The organism is Anaeromyxobacter sp. SG17 (assembly GCF_022690695.1).
Classification (GTDB): domain Bacteria; phylum Myxococcota; class Myxococcia; order Myxococcales; family Anaeromyxobacteraceae; genus Anaeromyxobacter; species Anaeromyxobacter soli.
The window spans coordinates 23539-41930 of the sequence record NZ_JALCYX010000038.1; the positions used below are offsets into that span (position 1 = coordinate 23539).

18 protein-coding genes are annotated in these 18392 nt (G+C 73.2%); 8 read left to right on the forward strand and 10 right to left on the reverse strand.

Going from position 1 to position 18392, the window contains the following annotated elements; all coding sequences use genetic code 11:
* The first annotated feature begins 62 nt into the window (after positions 1-62).
* The 5 genes from MNY60_RS23875 (at position 63) to MNY60_RS14560 (ending at position 4260) form a co-directional block, all read left to right on the forward strand.
* Positions 63-1583, forward strand: a complete 1521-nt coding sequence (locus MNY60_RS23875) for an OmpA family protein (protein WP_277957019.1) — start codon at positions 63-65, stop codon at positions 1581-1583.
* Positions 1580-2209, forward strand: a complete 630-nt coding sequence (locus MNY60_RS14545; RefSeq protein WP_242360931.1) for an HAD family hydrolase — start codon at positions 1580-1582, stop codon at positions 2207-2209. Before MNY60_RS23875 ends, MNY60_RS14545 begins: the two co-directional genes overlap by 4 nt.
* Positions 2210-2378: 169 nt before the next feature.
* Positions 2379-2696: a hypothetical protein gene (locus tag MNY60_RS14550; RefSeq protein ID WP_242338928.1), complete on the forward strand. Its 318-nt coding sequence runs from the start codon at positions 2379-2381 to the stop codon at positions 2694-2696.
* 121 nt (positions 2697-2817) lie between these two features.
* On the forward strand, positions 2818-3933 hold the full coding sequence (locus MNY60_RS14555; protein WP_242338930.1) for a S1C family serine protease: 1116 nt from the start codon (positions 2818-2820) through the stop codon (positions 3931-3933).
* Positions 3934-3972: 39 nt separating this feature from the next.
* Complete coding sequence (locus MNY60_RS14560) at positions 3973-4260, forward strand: hypothetical protein (RefSeq protein ID WP_242355572.1); 288 nt, start codon at positions 3973-3975, stop codon at positions 4258-4260.
* Between the two features lie 13 nt (positions 4261-4273).
* Here MNY60_RS14560 and MNY60_RS14565 read toward each other — a convergent pair whose 3' ends face one another.
* Positions 4274-5035 carry an RNA methyltransferase gene (locus MNY60_RS14565; RefSeq protein ID WP_242360933.1) on the reverse strand — a complete coding sequence of 254 codons (762 nt, stop codon included), beginning with the start codon at positions 5033-5035 and terminating at the stop codon, positions 4274-4276.
* Between the two features lie 53 nt (positions 5036-5088).
* On the opposite strand from MNY60_RS14565, the gene MNY60_RS14570 reads away from it, so the two are divergent.
* The 3 genes from MNY60_RS14570 to MNY60_RS14580 all read left to right on the forward strand — a co-directional run bounded on the left by MNY60_RS14570 (position 5089) and on the right by MNY60_RS14580 (position 8699).
* Positions 5089-6051, forward strand: coding sequence for a phosphoribosylaminoimidazolesuccinocarboxamide synthase (locus tag MNY60_RS14570; protein WP_242355573.1), 963 nt, complete (start codon positions 5089-5091; stop codon positions 6049-6051).
* Between the two features lie 10 nt (positions 6052-6061).
* A complete protein-coding gene (locus MNY60_RS14575) occupies positions 6062-6844 on the forward strand; it encodes an alpha/beta fold hydrolase (RefSeq protein WP_242355575.1) in 783 nt (260 codons plus the stop codon).
* Between the two features lie 649 nt (positions 6845-7493).
* The gene (locus MNY60_RS14580) at positions 7494-8699 is read left to right on the forward strand and encodes an HNH endonuclease (protein WP_242360935.1); all 1206 of its coding nucleotides are present in this window, start codon (positions 7494-7496) and stop codon (positions 8697-8699) included.
* Between the two features lie 335 nt (positions 8700-9034).
* Here MNY60_RS14580 and MNY60_RS14585 read toward each other — a convergent pair whose 3' ends face one another.
* The 9 genes from MNY60_RS14585 to infB form a co-directional block, all read right to left on the reverse strand.
* A complete protein-coding gene (locus tag MNY60_RS14585) occupies positions 9035-9559 on the reverse strand; it encodes a hypothetical protein (RefSeq protein WP_242338942.1) in 525 nt (174 codons plus the stop codon).
* A gap of 9 nt (positions 9560-9568) precedes the next feature.
* On the reverse strand, positions 9569-10888 hold the full coding sequence (gene purB, locus MNY60_RS14590) for an adenylosuccinate lyase (RefSeq protein ID WP_242338945.1): 1320 nt from the start codon (positions 10886-10888) through the stop codon (positions 9569-9571).
* A 15-nt stretch (positions 10889-10903) separates the two neighbouring features.
* Positions 10904-11347, reverse strand: a complete 444-nt coding sequence (dut, locus tag MNY60_RS14595) for a dUTP diphosphatase (RefSeq protein ID WP_242338947.1) — start codon at positions 11345-11347, stop codon at positions 10904-10906.
* Between the two features lie 58 nt (positions 11348-11405).
* Entirely contained in the window at positions 11406-13574 is a 2169-nt protein-coding gene (gene pnp, locus MNY60_RS14600; protein ID WP_242338949.1) for a polyribonucleotide nucleotidyltransferase, read from the reverse strand.
* Between the two features lie 264 nt (positions 13575-13838).
* Positions 13839-14108: a 30S ribosomal protein S15 gene (gene rpsO, locus MNY60_RS14605; protein ID WP_242338951.1), complete on the reverse strand. Its 270-nt coding sequence runs from the start codon at positions 14106-14108 to the stop codon at positions 13839-13841.
* Positions 14109-14220: 112 nt separating this feature from the next.
* Entirely contained in the window at positions 14221-15189 is a 969-nt protein-coding gene (gene truB / locus MNY60_RS14610; RefSeq protein WP_242338953.1) for a tRNA pseudouridine(55) synthase TruB, read from the reverse strand.
* Complete coding sequence (gene rbfA, locus MNY60_RS14615; protein ID WP_242338955.1) at positions 15186-15554, reverse strand: 30S ribosome-binding factor RbfA; 369 nt, start codon at positions 15552-15554, stop codon at positions 15186-15188. The genes truB and rbfA overlap by 4 nt, the downstream gene beginning before the upstream one ends.
* On the reverse strand, positions 15551-15982 hold the full coding sequence (locus tag MNY60_RS14620; protein ID WP_242338957.1) for a DUF503 domain-containing protein: 432 nt from the start codon (positions 15980-15982) through the stop codon (positions 15551-15553). The genes rbfA and MNY60_RS14620 overlap by 4 nt, the downstream gene beginning before the upstream one ends.
* 187 nt (positions 15983-16169) lie before the next feature.
* A partial coding sequence (gene infB / locus MNY60_RS14625; protein ID WP_242360937.1) for a translation initiation factor IF-2 occupies positions 16170-18392 on the reverse strand: 2223 nt, incomplete at its 5' end.

An 18392-nucleotide genomic window follows, 5' to 3' on the forward strand; every position in this document is an offset into this window, starting at 1 on the left:
GCGGGCGCGCATGTGGGCGGACGTCGGCTTGCCTCCTCGCACGGTTCGCCTAAGCTCGCCGGATGCGCACCGTCCGACCTGTCCTGGCGCTCGCAGCGCTCCTCGCTGCCGTCCCGGCGGCCCCGGCCGACGACCCCACTGCCCGCGGGTTCGACCCGGACCCCACGCGCCCGGCGCTGTCGCTCGACGGCGGCTTCACGCTCGAGACCGCGGCGACCGCGCCGCGCGGGCGGATCGGCGCCGCTCTCCTCCTCGACTGGACCGACGGGCTGCTCGCGCTCCAGCTCGGCGACGCGCGCGAGGACGCCCTCGCCTCGCGCCTCTCCGCGCACCTGCTCGCCGCCGCGTCGCTCGGTCGGCTCGAGCTCGGCCTCGATCTGCCCGTCGCGCTCTACCAGCGATCGGATCTCTCGCTGCTCCAGGACCGCGGGGTGACCGGGCCGCTCGTCGCCCCCATCGCGCGGAGCGCGCTCGGCGACGTCCGGCTCGTCGCGAAGCTCGCCCTGCTCGAGGCGGCGAGCGCGCCGCTCGGGATCGGCGTCGCCGCGCTCCTCGACCTGCGCGCGCCCACCGGCGACCGCACCGCCTTCACGGGCGAGGGGCCGATGGCCGTTCCCGGCGTGGTGCTCACCCGCGCCTTCGGCCGCGCGCGGCTCGACGCCCAGGTCGGCTACGTCCTCCGCGAGCGCGGCCAGTGGGCGCAGCTCGTGGTGAACGACGGGCCGACCTGGTCCCTCGGCGGGTCCTACGACCTCACCGCTCCCGGCGCCGCGCGGCAGTGGCGCGCGATCGCCGAGGTGGGCGGCGGCTGGCCGCGCGGCAACGACCTCTCGACGGATCGCCACCGCGCCCCGCTCTCCGCGCGCACGGGGCTCCGCGCCTTCCTCTCCGATCGCGTCGCCGTGGAGCTCGGCGGGGGCACCGGCCTCGGCGCAGCCGGCTACGGGCGCGAGTCGTGGCGCGTCTTCGGCGGGATCCGCTTCGCCCTCGACACGGCGCGGACGGGCGACGCCGGCGAGCCGGATCGCGATCGCGACGGCGTCCCCGACGCGCGCGACGCCTGCCCCGCGGAGCCGGGCCCGGCCGAGCTCGACGGCTGCCCCGATCGCGACGGCGACGAGATCCCCGACCGCGAGGACCGCTGCCCCACCGTGCCCGGCCCGGCGACGCGTGACGGCTGCCCCGTGGGCGAGCAGGAGCCGCTCGTCGAGATCGAGACCGAGCGGCTCTCGCTCAAGGACGCGATCCAGTTCGACACCGGGCGCGACACCCTGCGGTCGCAGTCGTTCCCCGTGCTCGACGCGATCGGCGGGATCCTCGCGGCGCACCCGGAGCTCCGCCGCGTCCGCGTCGAGGGCCACACCGACGACGTGGGCTCGAACGCGTACAACAAGGACCTCTCCGAACGGCGCGCCCGCACCGTGGCGCGCTACCTCGCCGGCAAGGGCGTCGCGCGCGAGCGGCTCGAGCCGACGGGCTACGGCGAGGACCACCCGGTCGCCTCCAACAAGACCGCGCTCGGGCGTGCGAAGAACCGGCGCGTGGAGTTCACCATCCTCGACGGCGGTGCGGGGACGCGTTGACCCGCCTCGCGATCCTGGATCTCGACGGCACGCTCGTCGACTCGATCGACGACCTCGCGGCCTCGGTGAACCACGCGCTCGCCGCGCTCGGCCTGCCGGCCCGCAGGAGCGACGAGATCCGCGGGTTCGTGGGCGAGGGGGCGCGCCTGCTCCTCGCCCGCGCGATCGCCCCGCACGACGAGCTCCTCGAGCCGGCGCTCGTCCTCTGGCGCGAGCACTACGAGGCGCACTGCCTCGAACGGACGCGGCTCTATCCCGGGCTCGACGCCGCGCTGTCCGCGGCCGGGCGCGCGCTCGCGGTCCACACGAACAAGCCGGGCGCGATGGCTCGCAAGATCCTCGCCGGGCTCGGCGTCGCCGATCGCTTCGTCGCCATCGTCGGGGGCGACGAGGCGCCCCGGAAGCCGGATCCCACCGGGACCCTCGAGATCATGGCCGAGGTCGGGGCCGCGCCCGCCGACACCGTGTTCGTCGGCGACAGCCGCGTGGACGTCGCGACCGCGCGCGCCGCGGGCGTGGCCGTCGTCGCGGTGACCTGGGGGCTCGGGTCGCGCGCGGAGCTCGCCGGGGCGGGCGCGACCGTGCTCGTGGACGACGCCGCCGAGCTCGCCCCCTACCTGCGCTGAGGCGAAGGACCTCTCGATCCCGTCGCCGCCGCGGCGCACGCGGGCGGCCTGCGCCGGCGCCAGCGCGCGCGTCGTGACGCGACCCCATCGACCGGGCTCCGCGCGAGCCGCCCCCACGGGTGCTCGCCCAAAACTCGCTCGCCGGCGGCCCCCGTGCTACCCGGTTCGCATGCTCCGCCTCCTCGCGAAGCTGGTCCTCGCAGGCGCCGTGCTCGCGGCGCTGTGGCTCTGGGTGCCCGTCGGCGGCCGCACGCTCGCGGCACGCTGGGACCGCGCCGGGAGCTTCCCGGTCTTCGTGGAGCGCGGCTGGGACGAGCTCGCCGGCCACTTCGGCTCGAAGCCGCCGGCCGACCGCCGGCCGACCGCCCGCTCGCAGGCTCGCGTCGCGCAGGGACCGTCCCGCACGCGGCCCAGCGAGGCTCACACCGAGGCCGACCGGCGCGCGCTGGATCGCGTCCTCCAGGACGAGCTCCGGGCCCACCCCTAGCGGCCGCGCCGCGGCGCGCGCGCCGGACGCGCGGACGACCCCCAGCTTCGCCTCCTTGCGCCGCCTCCGGCGCGGTCCCCACCTTGTTCGGGAGCCCGCGCTTCGCGGGTGTGAGGTGGTCATGTCCTGGGCGGCGCTCGTGGCGGCGGCGTGGGTGGCGGCGGGACCGGGCGACGCCGCACGCCCCCTGTACACCGAGGCGAAGGCTCCGCAGGTGGTGCCGCAGGCCGCGCAGGGGCTCCCGGATCTCTCCAGGCTGGCCGAGGCGGCGATCCCCGCGGTGGTCGGGGTGGTGACCACGCAGGCGCCGCCGCCGGGTGCGAACGACGAGGAGCTCCGCGACCTGTTCGAGAAGCTGAACGAGGGCCCGCGCAAGGGGATCGGCTCCGGCTTCGTCATCCACCGCGACGGCTGGGTCGTCACGAACGCCCATGTGGTCGAGGGCGCCGAGGGGGTCGAGGTCGACTTCGGCTCGGACACGCCCCGCGTGCCCGCCCGCGTGGTCGGCGTCGACGCGGAGTCCGACGTCGCGCTCCTCAAGATCGAGGTGAAGCGGCCGCTGGCGTTCGTCCCGCTCGGCGACTCCGACCACGTCGCCGTGGCCGAGTGGGTGCTCGTGATCGGCAGCCCCTTCGGGCTCGACCACACCGTGACGCTCGGGATCGTGAGCCACACCGGCCGGACCGACATCGCGCCGCTCGGCCGTCCCGGCACGTACGACTTCATCCAGACCGACGCGTCGATCAACCCGGGCAACTCGGGCGGCCCGGTGCTGAACCTGCGCGGCGAGGTGATCGGCATCGCCACGGCGGTGAACGCGACCGGCCAGGGGATCGGCTTCGCCGTGCCCATCAACATGGCGAAGGAGATCATCGGCCAGCTGCGCGACCACGGCCGCGTGGTGCGGAGCTGGCTCGGCGTGGCGGTCCGCGAGGTCCCGCGCGGAGACGAGACCCGCGGCGTGGTGGTGACCGAGGTCGCGAACGGCGGGCCCGCCGCCGCCGCCGGCGTGAAGGTCGGCGACGTGATCACCGGATTCCAGGGGCACGACGTCCGCACCCCCTCGAGGCTCCGCTGGTACGTGTCGACGGCCGGTGTGGGCCGGGAGGTCGAGGTCAGGACGCGCCGCGGCCAGGGGCCCGAGCGCTCGCTGCGGATCTCGCTCGCCGAGGTCCCCGCGCAGGAGCGCGCGAAGGCCGCCCAGGCCCGGGCCGCCGTCGCGGGCGAGGGTCGCTAGTTGCCATCCGACCTCGGGTCGGGTATCTAGCGCCCCTCTATGGCCGAGACGACCAAGACGAAGAAGGCCGCGCCTCGCGCGAAGGGCGGCGGCACCAAGACCTGCACGGTGGCGGGCTGCAAGCGCGCCTACCGCGCGAAGGGCCTCTGCTTCTTCCACTACAAGCAGTTCCGCCGCGGCGAGCTCGAGGGCCGGCCCGGACGCTACGACACCTGCTCGAAGCCCGACTGCAAGAAGAAGGTCGTCGAGCACGGGCTCTGCCAGGAGCACTTCGAGGCCTGGAAGAAGAGCCGCAAGAAGAACCAGGCCGCGGCCGCCTCGGCCTAGCCCGGCGGCTCCTTCACCGCGCGCGCTCGCGCAACGTCCGCTCGAGCGCGCGAACCGCCGCGACGAGGAGCTCCACCTCGCGCTGCGTGGGCTCCGCGCGCGCGAGCAGGCGGCGAAGGTCCGCGAGGATGTGCTCCGGGTTCTGCGGGTTCAGGTAGCCCGCGGCGCCGAGGAGCGCCCTCATGCGGTCCCACAGCGCCTCGATCGTCGCGTGCCGCGCTGGCGTCGCGTGCCGCGCGGGCTCCGCCGCGGCCGGTTGCGGCGTGGAAACCTGCCGCGGCCGGCCGATCTCGTAGGCGAGCACCGCCACGGACTGCGCGAGGTTCATCGAGTCGTACGCCGGCGAGGTCGGGATCGAGCAGACCGCCTGGCAGAGCTCGAGCTCCGCGTCGGAGAGCCCGCGCCGCTCCTGCCCGAACACGACCGCGACCTCACCCTGGACGCTCCGCCGGGCGACCTCCGCGGCGAGGGCCGCGGGATCGAGGAAGGGGCGCCCCTCCACCGCGCGCGAGGTGGTGCCGCAGGTCCAGGAGGCGGGGCCGAGCGCGCCACGCAGGTCCGCGTGGACCTCGGCGGCCTCGAGGACGTCGGACGCATGCCGCGCGAGGCGCCGGGCGCGCGCGAGGACGTCCTCCCGGGCGGTGCCCGGTCCCCCGCTGCGGGGACGCCCCGCCCAGGACGGCGGCGCCACGATCGCGAGGCGCGACAGGCCGAAGTTCTTCATCGCCCGGGCGACGGCGCCGATGTTGTCGGCGCTCTGCGGGCGGTGAAGCACGATCCGTACTTTTCCCGGTTCCATGTGAGGGCGCGACGTATAACATCCCGCCCATGATCCCGGACGACAAGCTCCGCGCTCAGCTCCCCCACACCCTCCGCCAGATCGACCTGCCCGCGCTCGGCGAGCTGTACCGCGGCAAGGTGCGCGACAACTACGCCCGCGGCGACGAGATCGTGATGGTCACGACCGATCGCATCTCCGCGTTCGACCACGTGCTCGGCACGATCCCGTTCAAGGGCGAGGTGCTCTCCCGCCTCACCGCCTTCTGGTTCGAGAAGGTGAAGGACCTCGCGCCGACGCACGTCGTCGACCTGCCCGACCCGAGCGTCATGGTCGTGAAGCGGGCGAAGCCGCTGCCCATCGAGATCGTGATCCGCGGCTACATCACGGGCTCGCTCTGGCGCGACTACCAGGCCGGCAAGGCGGGCGCCTACGGGATCGAGTGGCCGAAGGGGCTCCGCAAGGACCAGCGCTTCGATCGGCCCATCATCACGCCCTCCACCAAGGCGGAGTACGGCAAGCACGACGAGCCCATCAGCGAGCAGGAGATCCTCGCGCAGGGCCTCGTCTCGAAGGACCTCTGGCGCGAGGCGACCGCCGTCGCGGAGCGGCTCTTCCAGCGCGGGCAGGAGTGGGCGCGGAGCCGCGGCCTCATCCTCGTGGACACCAAGTACGAGATGGGCACCATCGACGGGAAGCTCGTCGTCATCGACGAGATCCACACGCCCGACAGCTCGCGCTACTGGGTCGCCGACGGCTACGAGGATCGCTTCGCCAAGGGCGCCGAGCAGGAGATGCTCGACAAGGAGAACATCCGGCAGTGGCTCATCAAGGAGCACGGGTTCTCCGGCCACGGCACGCCCCCGGCGCTCTCCGACGACGTGCGGGTGATGCTGGCGCGGAAGTACATCGAGGTCTTCGAGCGGCTCACCGGCCAGACGTTCGCGTCGGACGTGGGCTCGGTCGAGGAGCGGATCCAGCGCAACCTCCGCGCGAAGGGCTACCTCGGCTAGCCGGCCGCGCTTGAGCCGGGGCCGGACGACGCGCGTGGCGAGCGAGGCGCGGCGCCCTCGCGCCGTCCTGCCCGCCCTCCTCCTCCCGGGCATCGACGGGAGCGGCCGGCTCTTCGCGCCCCTCCTCGCCGCCGCGCCGCGGCGCATCGCGCCGGTGGTGGTCCCCTTCCCTCCCGACGCGCCGCTCGGCTACGACGCGCTCGTCGATCGCCTCCGCGCGACCCTTCCGCCCGGCCGGTTCCTGCTGGTGGCGGAGTCGTTCTCCGGTCCCATCGCGATCCGGCTCGCGGCCGAGCGGCCGCGCGGCCTCGCCGGCCTCGTGCTCGCCGCGACGTTCCTGCACCGGCCGCTCCACCCGCTCCTCCACCCGATCCGCGGGCTCGTCGGCGCCCGGCTCTTCGGCCTGCCGATGCCTGCCCTCCTCGTCCGCCACTTCATGACCGGCTGGGACGCGCCCGACGCGCTCGTCCGCGAGGTGCAGGCGGCGGTGGGGAGCACGGCGCCCGAGGTGATGGCGCTCCGCGCGATGGAGGCGCTCCGCGTCGACGTGCGCGACGCGCTCCTGCAGGTCGACGCGCCCATCCTCGTGCTCTCGCCGAGGCGCGACCGGCTCATCCGCACCGACGTCGGCGAGGAGCTCCTCTCGCTGCGCCCGGACGCGGAGGTGGTCGAGGTCGACGCGCCGCACATGATCCTTCAGCGCGCCCCGCACGCCTGCCTCGCGCACCTCGAGGAGCTCGCCGCCCGCGTCGTGGCACGCCCGCGCGCGCCGGGGCGGGGTCGCAGAGCCTAGCCGCAGCACGGGAGGGTGGTCGCACAGTCGAACGGCCCTTCGCGGGAGGGGCCCCGCGCGAAGCGCGGGAGGGGCGAAGCCCTCATCATTCGTCACAAGTGCGGGTACTCGCCGGACGAGCGGCGGGTGTTTCGACCACGGCTTCCGTGCGCATGACGGATTCGGAGCATCGACGGGGTCGGCGCACGCGCTCGTGCTCGACCCCGATGAACGCGGGAAGGCGGCGGAGCAGGCGAGCGTCTCGTCGTGTCGAACCGGGCGCGGCGACGGCGTGACTTCGCGCGAGGTGCGCGCGGACTTCTCGAAGGCGTTTCCGCAGCTCGAGGTCGACCGTATTCACCTTGGGCGACAACTATCGCCAGCGGTAGTGCCGCCCGGTGCCGCGGCTCTTCTCGCGACGAGGCAAGACGTCCCAGATGCGGCGGGTGAAACATTTCCCATTGACGCCTTCTCGCCTCGATCGCCCTCGGGCATACGGGCGGCGCGGAAAGGCCGCTCTCGCGCACGATTCTCGCGCGTGAAGCACGCGCCGGTCGCCTTGGGGCATTGACGAGGGAGCGCCGGAGAACGGCGGCCAGACGCGGACCTGGAGCGTCTCCGGAGCTCCGGAAATCGCGTGCTACGAAGGATGTACTGGAGGTGCACCCCCATGTCTGCGCTCGCCCCCGCTTCTCTCGAATCGAACGCGCTCGCGATCCGCCTGCGCGAGCTCGCCGGAGAGGAACGGAACGTCCAGGTCGACTTCCTCCTGCACCTCGACGAGTTCGATCAGCGCCGCGCCTTCGTCGAGGCCGGCCATGCGTCTCTCTGGAGCTACTGCCTGGAGGCGCTCCACCTGCGGGAGGGCGCCGCAGGCCGGCGCATCCAGGCCATGCGCGTGCTGCGCCGCTTCCCGGTCCTCGAGGCTCCGCTGCGCGATGGGCGCCTTTGCCTTTCCACCGTGGCGCTCCTCGGCCAGGTGCTCACCGAGGAGAACGTGGACGACCTCCTCGCTCGCGCAGCCTTCAGGACCCGGGCAGAGGTCGAGCACCTCGTCGCCTCCATCCAGGCGCGCACCGCTCCGCGCGCAGGCCTCCGCAAGCTGGCCGAGCGCGCCCCCGCCGCGGCGAGCGCAGCGCTGCCCCTCTCGGGATCGGAGCGGGCCGAAATGGCGACGGCGCACGGCCCCGCGGAGCCGGCTCTCGATCCGGGACCCACCACCGGTCCGCTCCCAGCGACCCCACCGATCCTCGCGCAGCCGAAGCGAAGGGCCGAGACCCTCGCCGTCTCGGAGACCCACTGGTCGCTCCGGGTCACCCTCGACCGTGCCTGCAAGGAGGACCTCGAGACGCTCCGGTCGCTCCTGTCGCACAAGGTCCCGGACGGCGACCTCGCGGCGGTGCTCCGCGAGGCGATCCGCTGCGCCATCGAGAAGCACGGCAAGCGGAAGGGCGCGGTCGCGCCGGAGCGGAAGACGAAGGGCGCGAAGCAGGCCGCCTCGAATGAGGCAGCGGCGAATATGGCCGCGGTCAAGCCGTCGGCGGCGAGGTCCACGATCCCGGCGATAGTGCGCCGCGCCGTGTGGAAGCGCGACGGGGGGCGCTGCGCCTGGGTCGGCCCGGACGGCTGCCGCTGCAACAGCCGCTGGAAGCTCGAGCTCGACCACATCCAGCCCGCCGCCCTCGGGGGACCGCCCACGGTCGAGAATCTTCGGCTCGCCTGCCGAGCTCACAACCTGCTTCACGCAGAGAGCACCTTCGGGCGCGAGCACATGGATCGCTTCCGCCGCGAGGCGAGCGACGGGCCGACGCCGCCCGCGCGCGCTGACGTTGCGCCTCTGCGCCCCGTCATGCAGCTCGGAATGTGGGCGTCGTGATTCGCGGCCGCCACGGAGCTGGCCGGACCTCCGGGCAGAACGGAGAGCCGGTTCGCATGGGCACGCGGCTGACCGTCGACTCGCAGCTCGGCACTTCCGGGCTTCCGAACCCCTGCGCCCCCCCCGGTGACGCTCACCGCTCTGCCACCCGCAGTGCTCCGCCCGGAGCGTTCCCGGCGCGCGCGCGCCGACCCGTCGATGCCCACCCGGAGCGCGCGGTGCGCCGCTCGGCCGACCGGTGAACAGTGTCACCCATGTCGCCGGGCTAGAGTGTCACCCATGTGGCCGGCTGCACACGACGCGCTCTGCTCGTCGGGGCGGGGGCGCAGCCCCCGCTAGATGAACAGCGCGGCGACCTCGGCGCGCGCTGGCTCGAGGTCATCCTCGGGCGCGAGCCAGGTCGTCACCGGCAGCGGCTCGCCCTCGCGCGCCAGGAGGACGAGGCGGCGGAGGTGGTCGTTCGTGCCGGGAGCCGGCGCGGGCACGAGCCAGGAGGGCGCGGCCGAGCCGCTGCGCTCCCGGTAGCCGTGCGCGAGCCGCTCCGCGCGGCGCGCGCGCGCCTCGCCGACCGTCTCGATCTGCACGCCCGTGAACTCGGCGAGCCCGCGGTCCTGCCGGCGCAGCGGCGGGGCGCCGCTCACCCGCACCCGCCCGCGCGCGAAGGTCGCCCGCACCGAGCGGCCGCCCAGCAGGACCACCAGCGCGGCGACCGCCGCGAGCCCGAGGGCAGCCCGCGGGGCGGCGCCCCGCAGGCCGGCGGCGCCGAGGATGAACGCGGCGGCGAGGACGGCGAGCACGCGCGGCCGCGCGAGGCGAGACGCGAGGACCAGCCCGCCGGCGCTCCGCTCGATCCGCACCATCGCCGCGGGCTACGGCGCGCCGAACACGCGCTGGAAGATCGTGTCCACGTGCTTCAGGTGGTACTCGAGCGCGAAGCACGCGTCGATCTCCTCGTCGGAGAGCACCCGCTTCACGTCCGGATCCCGCTTCAGCGCGGTCCGGAAGTCGACCTTCTCCTCCCAGACCTTCATGGCGTTGCGCTGGACGTAGACGTAGCCCTCCTGCCGCGCCACGCCCTTGCCGACGAGCGCGAGGAGCACGCGCTGCGCCTCGTAGAGGCCGCCCGTGAGCTCCAGGTTCTCCTTCATCCGCTCGGGGTACACGCGCAGGTTCTCGATCATCCCGGCGAAGCGGTGCAGCGCGAAGTCGAGGGCGATGGTGGCGTCGGGAGCGATCACCCGCTCGACGGACGAGTGGCTGATGTCGCGCTCGTGCCAGAGCGCGACGTCCTCGAGGGCGGCGAGCGCGTAGGAGCGGAGCAGGCGCGCGATGCCGGTGAGGTTCTCGGAGAGGATGGGGTTGCGCTTGTGCGGCATCGCCGACGAGCCCTTCTGGCCCGCCGTGAACGGCTCCTCCGCCTCGCGCACCTCCGTGCGCTGCAGGTGGCGGACCTCCGTCGCGTGCTGCTCGAGGGTCCCGCCCGCCACCGCGAGGGCGGTGAAGAGCTCGGCGTGGCGGTCGCGGTTCACGACCTGCGTGGCCGCGCCCTCGCCGCCGGCGAGGCCGAGCCGCTCCATCACGAACGCCTCGACGCGCGGATCGACGTTCGCGAACGTACCGACGGCGCCGGAGATCTTGCCCACCGCCACGGTCCTGCCGGCGCGCGCGATCGCCTCGCGGCGGCGGCTCCAGGCGTCGTACCAGCCGGCGAGCTTCAGGCCGAAGGTGACGGGCTCGGCGTGGATGCCGTGGCTGCGGCCCATCATCGGCGTGCGCGCGTGCTCGTGGGCGCGCCGCTTCACCGCCGCCATCACCCGGTCCACGCCGGCGAGGAGGAGCCCGGTCGCCTCCTGGAGCTGGACCGCGAGCGTCGTGTCGAGCACGTCGGAGGAGGTCATCCCCTTGTGCAGGTGGCGCGCGGCGGGGCCGCCCCGCTCCTCGACGAAGGTGAGGAAGGCGATGACGTCGTGCTTGACGGTCCGCTCGATCTCCTCGATGCGGGCCACGTCCGCCGCGGTGAACTCGAAGCCCTCGAACGCGCGGCGCAGCGCCTCGTAGTCCTCGGGCGGGACCTGGCCGAGGCGGACCATCGCCTCGCAGGCGGCGAGCTCGACGTCGAGCCAGATGCGGTAGCGCCGCTCGGAGGTCCAGATGCGGCCCATCTCGGGCCGGGTGTAGCGCGGGATCATGGGGTCACCTCGGGATCACTGGCCGGTCGAGCCGAAGCCGCCGTCGCCGCGCCCGCTGCCGGAGAGCTCCCCGGCCACCACGAGCTCGGCCCGGACGACGGGCGCGATGACGAGCTGGGCGATGCGATCGCCGCGCGCGAACGCGACGGGCGCCTGCCCGTGGTTCACGAGCACGACGCACACCTCGCCGCGATAGTCGGAGTCGATGGTGCCCGGCGCGTTCACCATCCCCACGCCGTGGCGCACGGCGAGCCCGGAGCGCGGGCGCACCTGGCCCTCGTGGCCGGGCGGGATCTCGAGGGCGAGGCCGGTGGGGACGAGCCGCCGCTCGCCGGGGGCGAGCGCGACCGGCTCGTCGGCGCGCAGGTCGAGCCCCGCGGCGCCGTCGGTCTCGTAGCGGGGCAGCTCGAGCGGCGGACCGCGCTGGCCCACGCGCCGCACCTTCACCGTCACCGGCATCGGCCTCTCCCCCGCGGGCGCGGGGCCCGAGGGGCCCCGGCGCGCGGTACGTCACGCCCTACTTGGCGGGCTCGCCCTTGGTCTCGGCGGCGCCCTCGGGCTTCTTGCCGGCGGCCTCCGCGAGCGCCTCCTTGCGCGAGAGCCGGATCTTCCCCGCCCGGTCGACGGAGATGACCTTCACGAGCACCTCCTCGCCCTCGGAGAGGACGTCGGAGACGCTCTTCACCCGCTTGTCCGAGAGCTCGGAGATGTGGATGAGGCCGTCGGTGCCCGGGAACAGCTCCACGAAGGCGCCGAACTCGGCGATCTTGCGGACCGTGCCGAGGTAGGTCTTGCCGACCTCCGCCTCCTGCGTGAGCGAGCGGATCATCTTGATCGCCGCCTCGACCTTGTCCTGGCTCGGGCTCGCGATCGACACCGAGCCGTCGTCCTCGATGTTGATCGAGGTGCCGGTGCGGGCGGTGATGTCCTTGATGGTCTTGCCGCCGGGGCCGATGATGTCCTTGATGCGCTCCGGCCGGATCTTGATGGTCGTGATGCGCGGCGCGTAGGCGCTGATCGACTCGCGCGGCTTGGAGAGCGCCTTCGCCATCTCGCCGAGGATGTGCTTGCGCCCGTCGGCCGCCTGCGCCAGCGCGCGCTCGAGGATCTCGCGGGTCACGCCGCCGATCTTGATGTCCATCTGGATCGACGTGATGCCCTCGGCGGTGCCGCAGACCTTGAAGTCCATGTCGCCGAGGTGATCCTCGTCGCCGAGGATGTCCGAGAGGATGGCGATCTTCTCGCCCTCCTTGATGAGCCCCATCGCGATGCCGGCGACCGGCGCCTTGATGGGCACGCCCGCGTCCATGAGCGACAGGCAGCCGCCGCAGACCGAGGCCATCGAGGACGAGCCGTTCGACTCCATGATGTCGGAGACGATGCGGACCGTGTACGGGAACTTGTCCTCGGCCGGCATCACCTGGCGCAGCGCGCGCTCGGCGAGGGCGCCGTGACCGATCTCGCGCCGGCCCGGGCCGCGCAGGAACTTCGCCTCGCCGACCGAGAACGGCGGGAAGTTGTAGTGCAGCATGAACTTCCGGAAGTGCATCCCGGTGAGCATCTCCACGCGCTGCTCGTCCTCGGCGGTGCCGAGGGTGGTCGCGACGAGCGCCTGCGTCTCACCTCGCGTGAAGAGCGCCGAGCCGTGCACGCGGGGGAGGAGCCCCACCTCGGACCAGATCTTGCGGATGTCCGCCTCACCGCGGCCGCCGATGCGACGGCGCTCGTCGGTGATCATCTTCCGCATGTACTCGTACTTCACGTCCTCGTAGTAGCCCTTGATCTCCTTCTCGCGGGTCGTGACGGCGGCGAGCTTCTGCGCGTCGCCGGCCGCCTCGTCCTTGAGGGCCTGGAGGAGCTCCTTCTTGATCTCGGAGAGCCGGCCGTAGCGGTCGTGCTTCTCGTCGCGCGCGTAGGCCTCCTTCACCTTCTCCCAGGTGAGCGCCTTGACCTTCTCCTTCAGCGCGGCGTCGCTCTTCGGCGGCTCGAACGCGCGCTTCGGCTTGTCGCCGGCCGCCTTCGCGAGGGCCTCCTGCGCCTCGAGCAGCTCCTTCACGGCCGCCTGGCCGAAGAGGAGCGCGTCCACCATCACCTGCTCCGAGACCTCCTTCGCACCGCCCTCCACCATCACGATCGCGTCGCGCGAGGCGGCCATGAGGATGTCGAGGTCCGCCTCGGCGCGCTGGGCGAGCGTGGGGTTCGCGACGAGCTGGCCGGCGACGCGGCCGACGCGGACGCCGGCGATGGGGCCGTTGAACGGGACGTCGGAGACCTGCAGCGCCGCGGACGCGCCGGTGAGCGCGAGGACGTCGGTGTCGTTCTCCTGGTCGAACGAGATGACCGTCGCGATGATCTGCGTCTCGTTGCCGTAGCCCTCGGGGAACAGGGGCCGGCAGGAGCGGTCGACGACGCGGGAGGTGAGGGTCTCCTTCTCCGTCAGGCGCCCTTCGCGGCGGAAGAAGCTGCCGGGGATGCGCCCCGCGGCGAAGAGCTTCTCCTGGTAGTCGACGGTGAGGGGGAAGAAGTCGATGCCCTCCTTCTTCTCCGCGGCGGAGACGACCGTGACGAGCACGATCGAGTCGCCCATGCGGACCCACACGGCGCCGTGCGCCTGCTTCGCGACCTTGCCCGTCTCGAGCAGGATCTCGCGGTCGCCCACGCGGGCGGTCTTCTGGATCGGATTCATGTGCACCTTCCTTGCGCGCGAGGACGCCTGGCGTCCGTCGCCGCGTTGTCCCGCGCGCGCCGCTGCCGCCGCCGGGATCGGGAGGTGCCTCTGTTCCTCACTCCGCCGCCCCTCCGTGGAGAGGCGGCCCAGTCGGAAACGGAAGCGACCTCGCGGTCTCGTCGCGGCCCCGGCCCGTGCGGGCGCGTTGCCCTGCTCCGCGCCTCCGTCGCCGGAAAGCGCGAGCGCCCCGGCGAGATTGCCGAGGCGCTTCGGTTCCACTGCCTACTTGCGAATGCCGAGCTGCTCGATCAGCGTCTTGTAGCGACCCTGGTCGATCGTGCGGAGGTAGTCGAGCAGGCGCCGGCGCTGCCCGACGAGCTTCAGCAGGCCGCGGCGGCTGTGGTGATCCTTCTTGTGCGTCTTGAAGTGCTCGGTGAGGTAGGCGATCCGCTCCGTGAGGAGGGCCACCTGAACCTCGGGCGAGCCGGTGTCCTTCTCGTGCCGCTTGTACTTCGTCACCAGCTCCTGCTTCCGCTCCTGCACCAGCGCCATAGGGACTTCCTTTCGTGGGTTCGCTCCACCGCAGCGAGGGCGAAGGCGCGCGCCTCGGGCCACAGTGGGCGTTCGTGTGAAAGCGGGGTCTTAAGCCATCCGCCCGGACGAGTCAACGTTCCTCGGCGCGGGCCGCGCCGAGGTCCCCGGGGCCGAGGAAGACGCGCTGAGGCCTGAGCCCCCGCTCCCCGAGCGAGCAGATGGCGACGAGCCGCCCGTCCGGCGCCAGGGCGCGGACGAGCGGGGCGGGCGCGTCGCGCTCCAGGGCGCGGCCGTGTACGAGGTCACGCGCCTCGTGCCAGTCGACGGCGACCGGCGGGACCACCCGCAGCGCGTCCCCCATGGGGATGATCCTCGAGGCGAGCGCGTCGCGCCCGAGGGCCTCCGCCTCCGCGAGGGCGATCCCCTCCTCGACGCGAAAGGCGCTCGCCTCGGTGCGGCGGAGCGCGGCGAGGTGGGCGGGCACGCCGAGCGCCCTCCCCAGATCCGCCGCGAGCGTCCGCACGTAGGTGCCCTTCCCGCAGCGCACGGCGAGGCGGGCGAGGCGGACCCGCGGCCCGGGCCCGCCCTCGGCCGGCGGGGTCTCCGGCTCGCCCGGCTCGCCCGGCGCGTCGAGCGCGAGGAGCTCGAGCGCGTCCACCCGGACCCGCCGCGGCACCCGCTCGACCGACTCGCCCGCGCGGGCGGCCTCGTGGAGCCGGCGGCCGCGGACGCGGACGGCGGAGTACATGGGCGGGACCTGCTCGATCTCGCCGACGAAGCGCGCGAGCGCCGCGCGGATCCGGTCCGCGTCGAGCCCGGACGGATCGCCCGTCTCGATCACCCGCCCCTCCGCGTCCTCCGTCTCCGTCGCGGCGCCGAACGCGACCGTCGCCTCGTAGGCCTTGTCGGCGTCGGCGAGGTACTGCTGGAGCTTCACCGCGTCCCCGACGCACACCGCGAGGACGCCGGTGGCGGCCGGATCGAGCGTGCCGGCGTGCCCGGCCCGCGCCGCCCCCAGGAGCCGCCGCACGCGCTGCACGACGTCGAAGCTGGTCGGCCCAGCCGGCTTGTCGACGACGAGGACGCCGGAGCGGCTCACGGCTCGCGCTGCGAGTCCTTGTCCCGCGCTTCCTTGAGGAGCCGCTCGATGCGATCGCCGCGCGCGACCGACTCGTCGTAGACGAACCGGAGGTGCGGCGTGTGCCGGAGCCGGAGGCCGCGCGAGACCTCGCGCTGCAGGTACGGCGCGGCCGCCTGGAGCCCCTCCAGCGTGCGGGCCCGCTCCGTCTCCTCGGCGTGGATCGACACGTAGGCCGTGACCTCCCTGAGGTCGGGCGACATCTTCGCGCCGGTCACGGTGATGAACCCCGTGACGCGCGGGTCCTTGAGGCCGCGCGCGATCACGTCCGCGAGCCCGTGACGGAACTCCTCGGCGACGCGTGCGGGCCGGCTGTGCGTGCTCATCGGGTCTCCTCGTCCTCGTCCTCTTCCCCGCCCTCGGCGTCGTCGCCGACCCAGCCCTCGTCCTGCTCGTCCTCCGCCTCGCGCTCCGCCTCGACGTCGGCCAGCGTCCGGCCGCCGTCCTGGCCGAGGTGATCGCCGTACGCGACGATCTCGAGGTCGCGCGCGGTGAGCTGGATCTGGCCGCCGTGCATCGACGCGACGAAGTTGGCGACCTTGTCGAGCGTCTCGTTGACGAACCCGTGGTCGTTCCCCACGGCGGTCACGCCGATGACGCTGCGCTGCCAGAGGTCGTTCTCGCCCACCTCGGCGATCGAGACGTTGAACTTCGCCTTCACCCGGTCGATGGCGGACCGCACCAGGTGCCGCTTCGACTTGAGCGACCCCGGCGCGGGGAGGTGCAGGGTGAGCCTCAACACTCCGACGAACATGTGAGCTCCGACGCAGGATCCCGGCCGATCTCGGGCGGGCTCGTCGCTGTGCTGCTCGCCGTACGGAAGCAGTACGGCTGCGCTGCTCGCTCCTCGCGCGCCCGACCTCGGCTCGGGCCTCTGCGTCGGGCACGGCCGGCGGACCGGCCACGGAGGGCCAGTCCGCCGCGAGCGCCGAGGTCCCGGGCTAATCCAGCGACGGGCGGATCTCCTCCAGCTCGTACGCCTCGATGATGTCGCCCGGCTTCACGTCTCCGAAGCCCTCGACCCCGATGCCGCACTCGAAGCCGGACTGCACCTCGCGCACGTCGTCCTTGAGGCGCTTCAGGGACCCGATCTTGCCGGTGTGGACGACCTTCCGATCGCGGAGCACCCGCACGTGCGCCGCCCGCTTGATGACGCCCTCCGTCACCGCCGAGCCGGCGATGGCGCCGATCTTCGGGATGTTGAAGACCGCCCGCACCTCCGCCTTGCCGAGCGGCTTCTCGCGGATGATGGGCTCGAGGAGGTTGGCCATCTCCTCGCGGATCTTGTCCACCGCCTCGTAGATGATGTCGAAGAGGAGGATCTTCACGCCCTGCTGGCTGGCGATCTGCTCGACCTTCGTCTCGGGCTTGGTGTTGAACCCGACGATGATGCCGGTGCCGGCCGCCGCCGTGAGGACGTCGGACTCGGTGATCGCGCCCACGCCGGCGTCGAGGACCTTCACCCCGACCTTCTTCGTGGCGGCCTTCTGGAGCGCCTGCGACACGGCCTCGGAGGAGCCCTGCACGTCCGCCTTGATGACGACGTTCAGGACCTTCGCGCCGCTCGTCTTCGCCTTGGCGAAGAGATCCTCGAGCGTCGCCTTGCGGGTCGTGCCGAGCTCCTTCTGGCGCTGCTTCTCGGCGCGGTGAGTCGCGACCTCCTTCGCCGCCTTCTCGTCCTCGACGACGTCGAACTCGTCGCCCGCGATCGGCACGCCGGAGAGGCCGAGGACCTCGACCGGATAGCCCGGCGGGACCTCCTTCACCTGCTCGCCGCGCTCGTTCATCATCGCGCGGACGCGGCCGTAGTGGATGCCGGTGACGAGCGCGTCGCCGACGCGGAGGGTGCCCTCCTCGACGAGCACGGTCGCGACCGGGCCGCGGCCCTTCTCGAGCTTCGCCTCGATGACGCGGCCCGAGGCGAGCTTCTCCGGGTTGGCCTTGAGCTCGAGCACCTCGGACTGCAGCGCGATGTACTCGAGCAGCTCCGGGATGCCCTGCTTCGTGCGGGCGGAGACGGGCAGCATGATGGTCGTGCCGCCCCACTGCTCGGCCACGAGCTCGTACTCGGTGAGCTGCTGCATGACGCGCTCGGGCGACGCGCCCGGCTTGTCGATCTTGTTGATGGCGACGAGGATCGTCACCCCGGCGGCCTTGGCGGCCTTGATCGACTCGATGGTCTGCGGCATCACGCCGTCGTCCGCGGCCACGACGAGGACGACGAGGTCGGTGACCTGCGCGCCGCGCTGGCGCATCGCCGTGAACGCCTCGTGACCGGGGGTGTCGAGGAAGGTGATCGGCCCCTGCGGCGTCTGCACCGAGTAGGCGCCGATGTGCTGGGTGATCCCGCCCGCCTCGCCCGCGGCGACGTCCGCCTGGCGGATGGCGTCGAGGAGCGAGGTCTTGCCGTGGTCGACGTGGCCCATGACGGTCACGATCGGCGGGCGGATGACGAGCTTCGACTCGTCCACCTCGATCTCGGGGATGTACTCCTCGACCTCGAAGCCCTTCTTCTCGAGGGTGAACCCGAACTCCGAGGCGAGGAACGCCGCGGTGTCCGCGTCGATCTGCTGGTTGATGGTCGCCATGGTGCCGCCCTGCATCAGCTTGCGGATGAGGTCGGACGCCTTCACGCCCATGGCCTGGGACAGCTCCGAGACCGAGATGGACTCCTCGACCCGGATGACCTTCTTGTGCTCGGCGCGCTCGGTGATCTGCGTCTTCGCCCCCTTCTTCGTAGGCTTCTTCTTCTTGCCGCGGATCGGGATGTACGCGCGGTCGGTGATGGCGGCCTGGAGCAGCTCCTTGCCGGAGAGGCTCTTCGCCTGCTCCTCGGACACCGGGCGTCCCGGGGTCCGGCCGCGGCGCTTGTCGCGGGAGACGTCGATGAACTCGCGCTCGCGCCCGAGCGAGCCGGGGACGACCTTGAGCTCGCGGACCTCGCCGAGCGCGCGCGGGCCCGGCGCCGCGGGGAACTGCTGGCGCGCGCCCGTCGGCGGCGTCACGCGCCGCACCGGCACGAGCGGCCGCGAGATGACGACCGCCTGCGTGGAGGTGGGGCGCAGCGTGCGCGGATCGACCGGCGGCCTCGCCGGCTGGGAGGGCTGGCCGGGAGCGCCGCGAGGCGCGGCCGCCATGGGGGCGCCGGGCTGTCCCGGCGCGCC

What these genes read in the sequence shown, in the direction of transcription:
- MNY60_RS14555 (WP_242338930.1), top strand. Translation starts at nt 2,818, where the DNA reads ATGTCCTGGGCGGCGCTCGTGGCGGCGGCGTGGGTGGCGGCGGGACCG.
- rpsO (WP_242338951.1), bottom strand. Translation starts at nt 14,108, where the DNA reads ATGGCGCTGGTGCAGGAGCGGAAGCAGGAGCTGGTGACGAAGTACAAG.
- MNY60_RS14570 (WP_242355573.1), top strand. Translation starts at nt 5,089, where the DNA reads ATGATCCCGGACGACAAGCTCCGCGCTCAGCTCCCCCACACCCTCCGC.
- MNY60_RS14620 (WP_242338957.1), bottom strand. Translation starts at nt 15,982, where the DNA reads ATGTTCGTCGGAGTGTTGAGGCTCACCCTGCACCTCCCCGCGCCGGGG.
- MNY60_RS14580 (WP_242360935.1), top strand. Translation starts at nt 7,494, where the DNA reads ATGTCTGCGCTCGCCCCCGCTTCTCTCGAATCGAACGCGCTCGCGATC.
- MNY60_RS23875 (WP_277957019.1), top strand. Translation starts at nt 63, where the DNA reads ATGCGCACCGTCCGACCTGTCCTGGCGCTCGCAGCGCTCCTCGCTGCC.
- dut (WP_242338947.1), bottom strand. Translation starts at nt 11,347, where the DNA reads ATGCCGGTGACGGTGAAGGTGCGGCGCGTGGGCCAGCGCGGTCCGCCG.
- pnp (WP_242338949.1), bottom strand. Translation starts at nt 13,574, where the DNA reads ATGAATCCGATCCAGAAGACCGCCCGCGTGGGCGACCGCGAGATCCTG.
- MNY60_RS14550 (WP_242338928.1), top strand. Translation starts at nt 2,379, where the DNA reads ATGCTCCGCCTCCTCGCGAAGCTGGTCCTCGCAGGCGCCGTGCTCGCG.
- rbfA (WP_242338955.1), bottom strand. Translation starts at nt 15,554, where the DNA reads ATGAGCACGCACAGCCGGCCCGCACGCGTCGCCGAGGAGTTCCGTCAC.
- MNY60_RS14585 (WP_242338942.1), bottom strand. Translation starts at nt 9,559, where the DNA reads ATGGTGCGGATCGAGCGGAGCGCCGGCGGGCTGGTCCTCGCGTCTCGC.
- purB (WP_242338945.1), bottom strand. Translation starts at nt 10,888, where the DNA reads ATGATCCCGCGCTACACCCGGCCCGAGATGGGCCGCATCTGGACCTCC.
- MNY60_RS14560 (WP_242355572.1), top strand. Translation starts at nt 3,973, where the DNA reads ATGGCCGAGACGACCAAGACGAAGAAGGCCGCGCCTCGCGCGAAGGGC.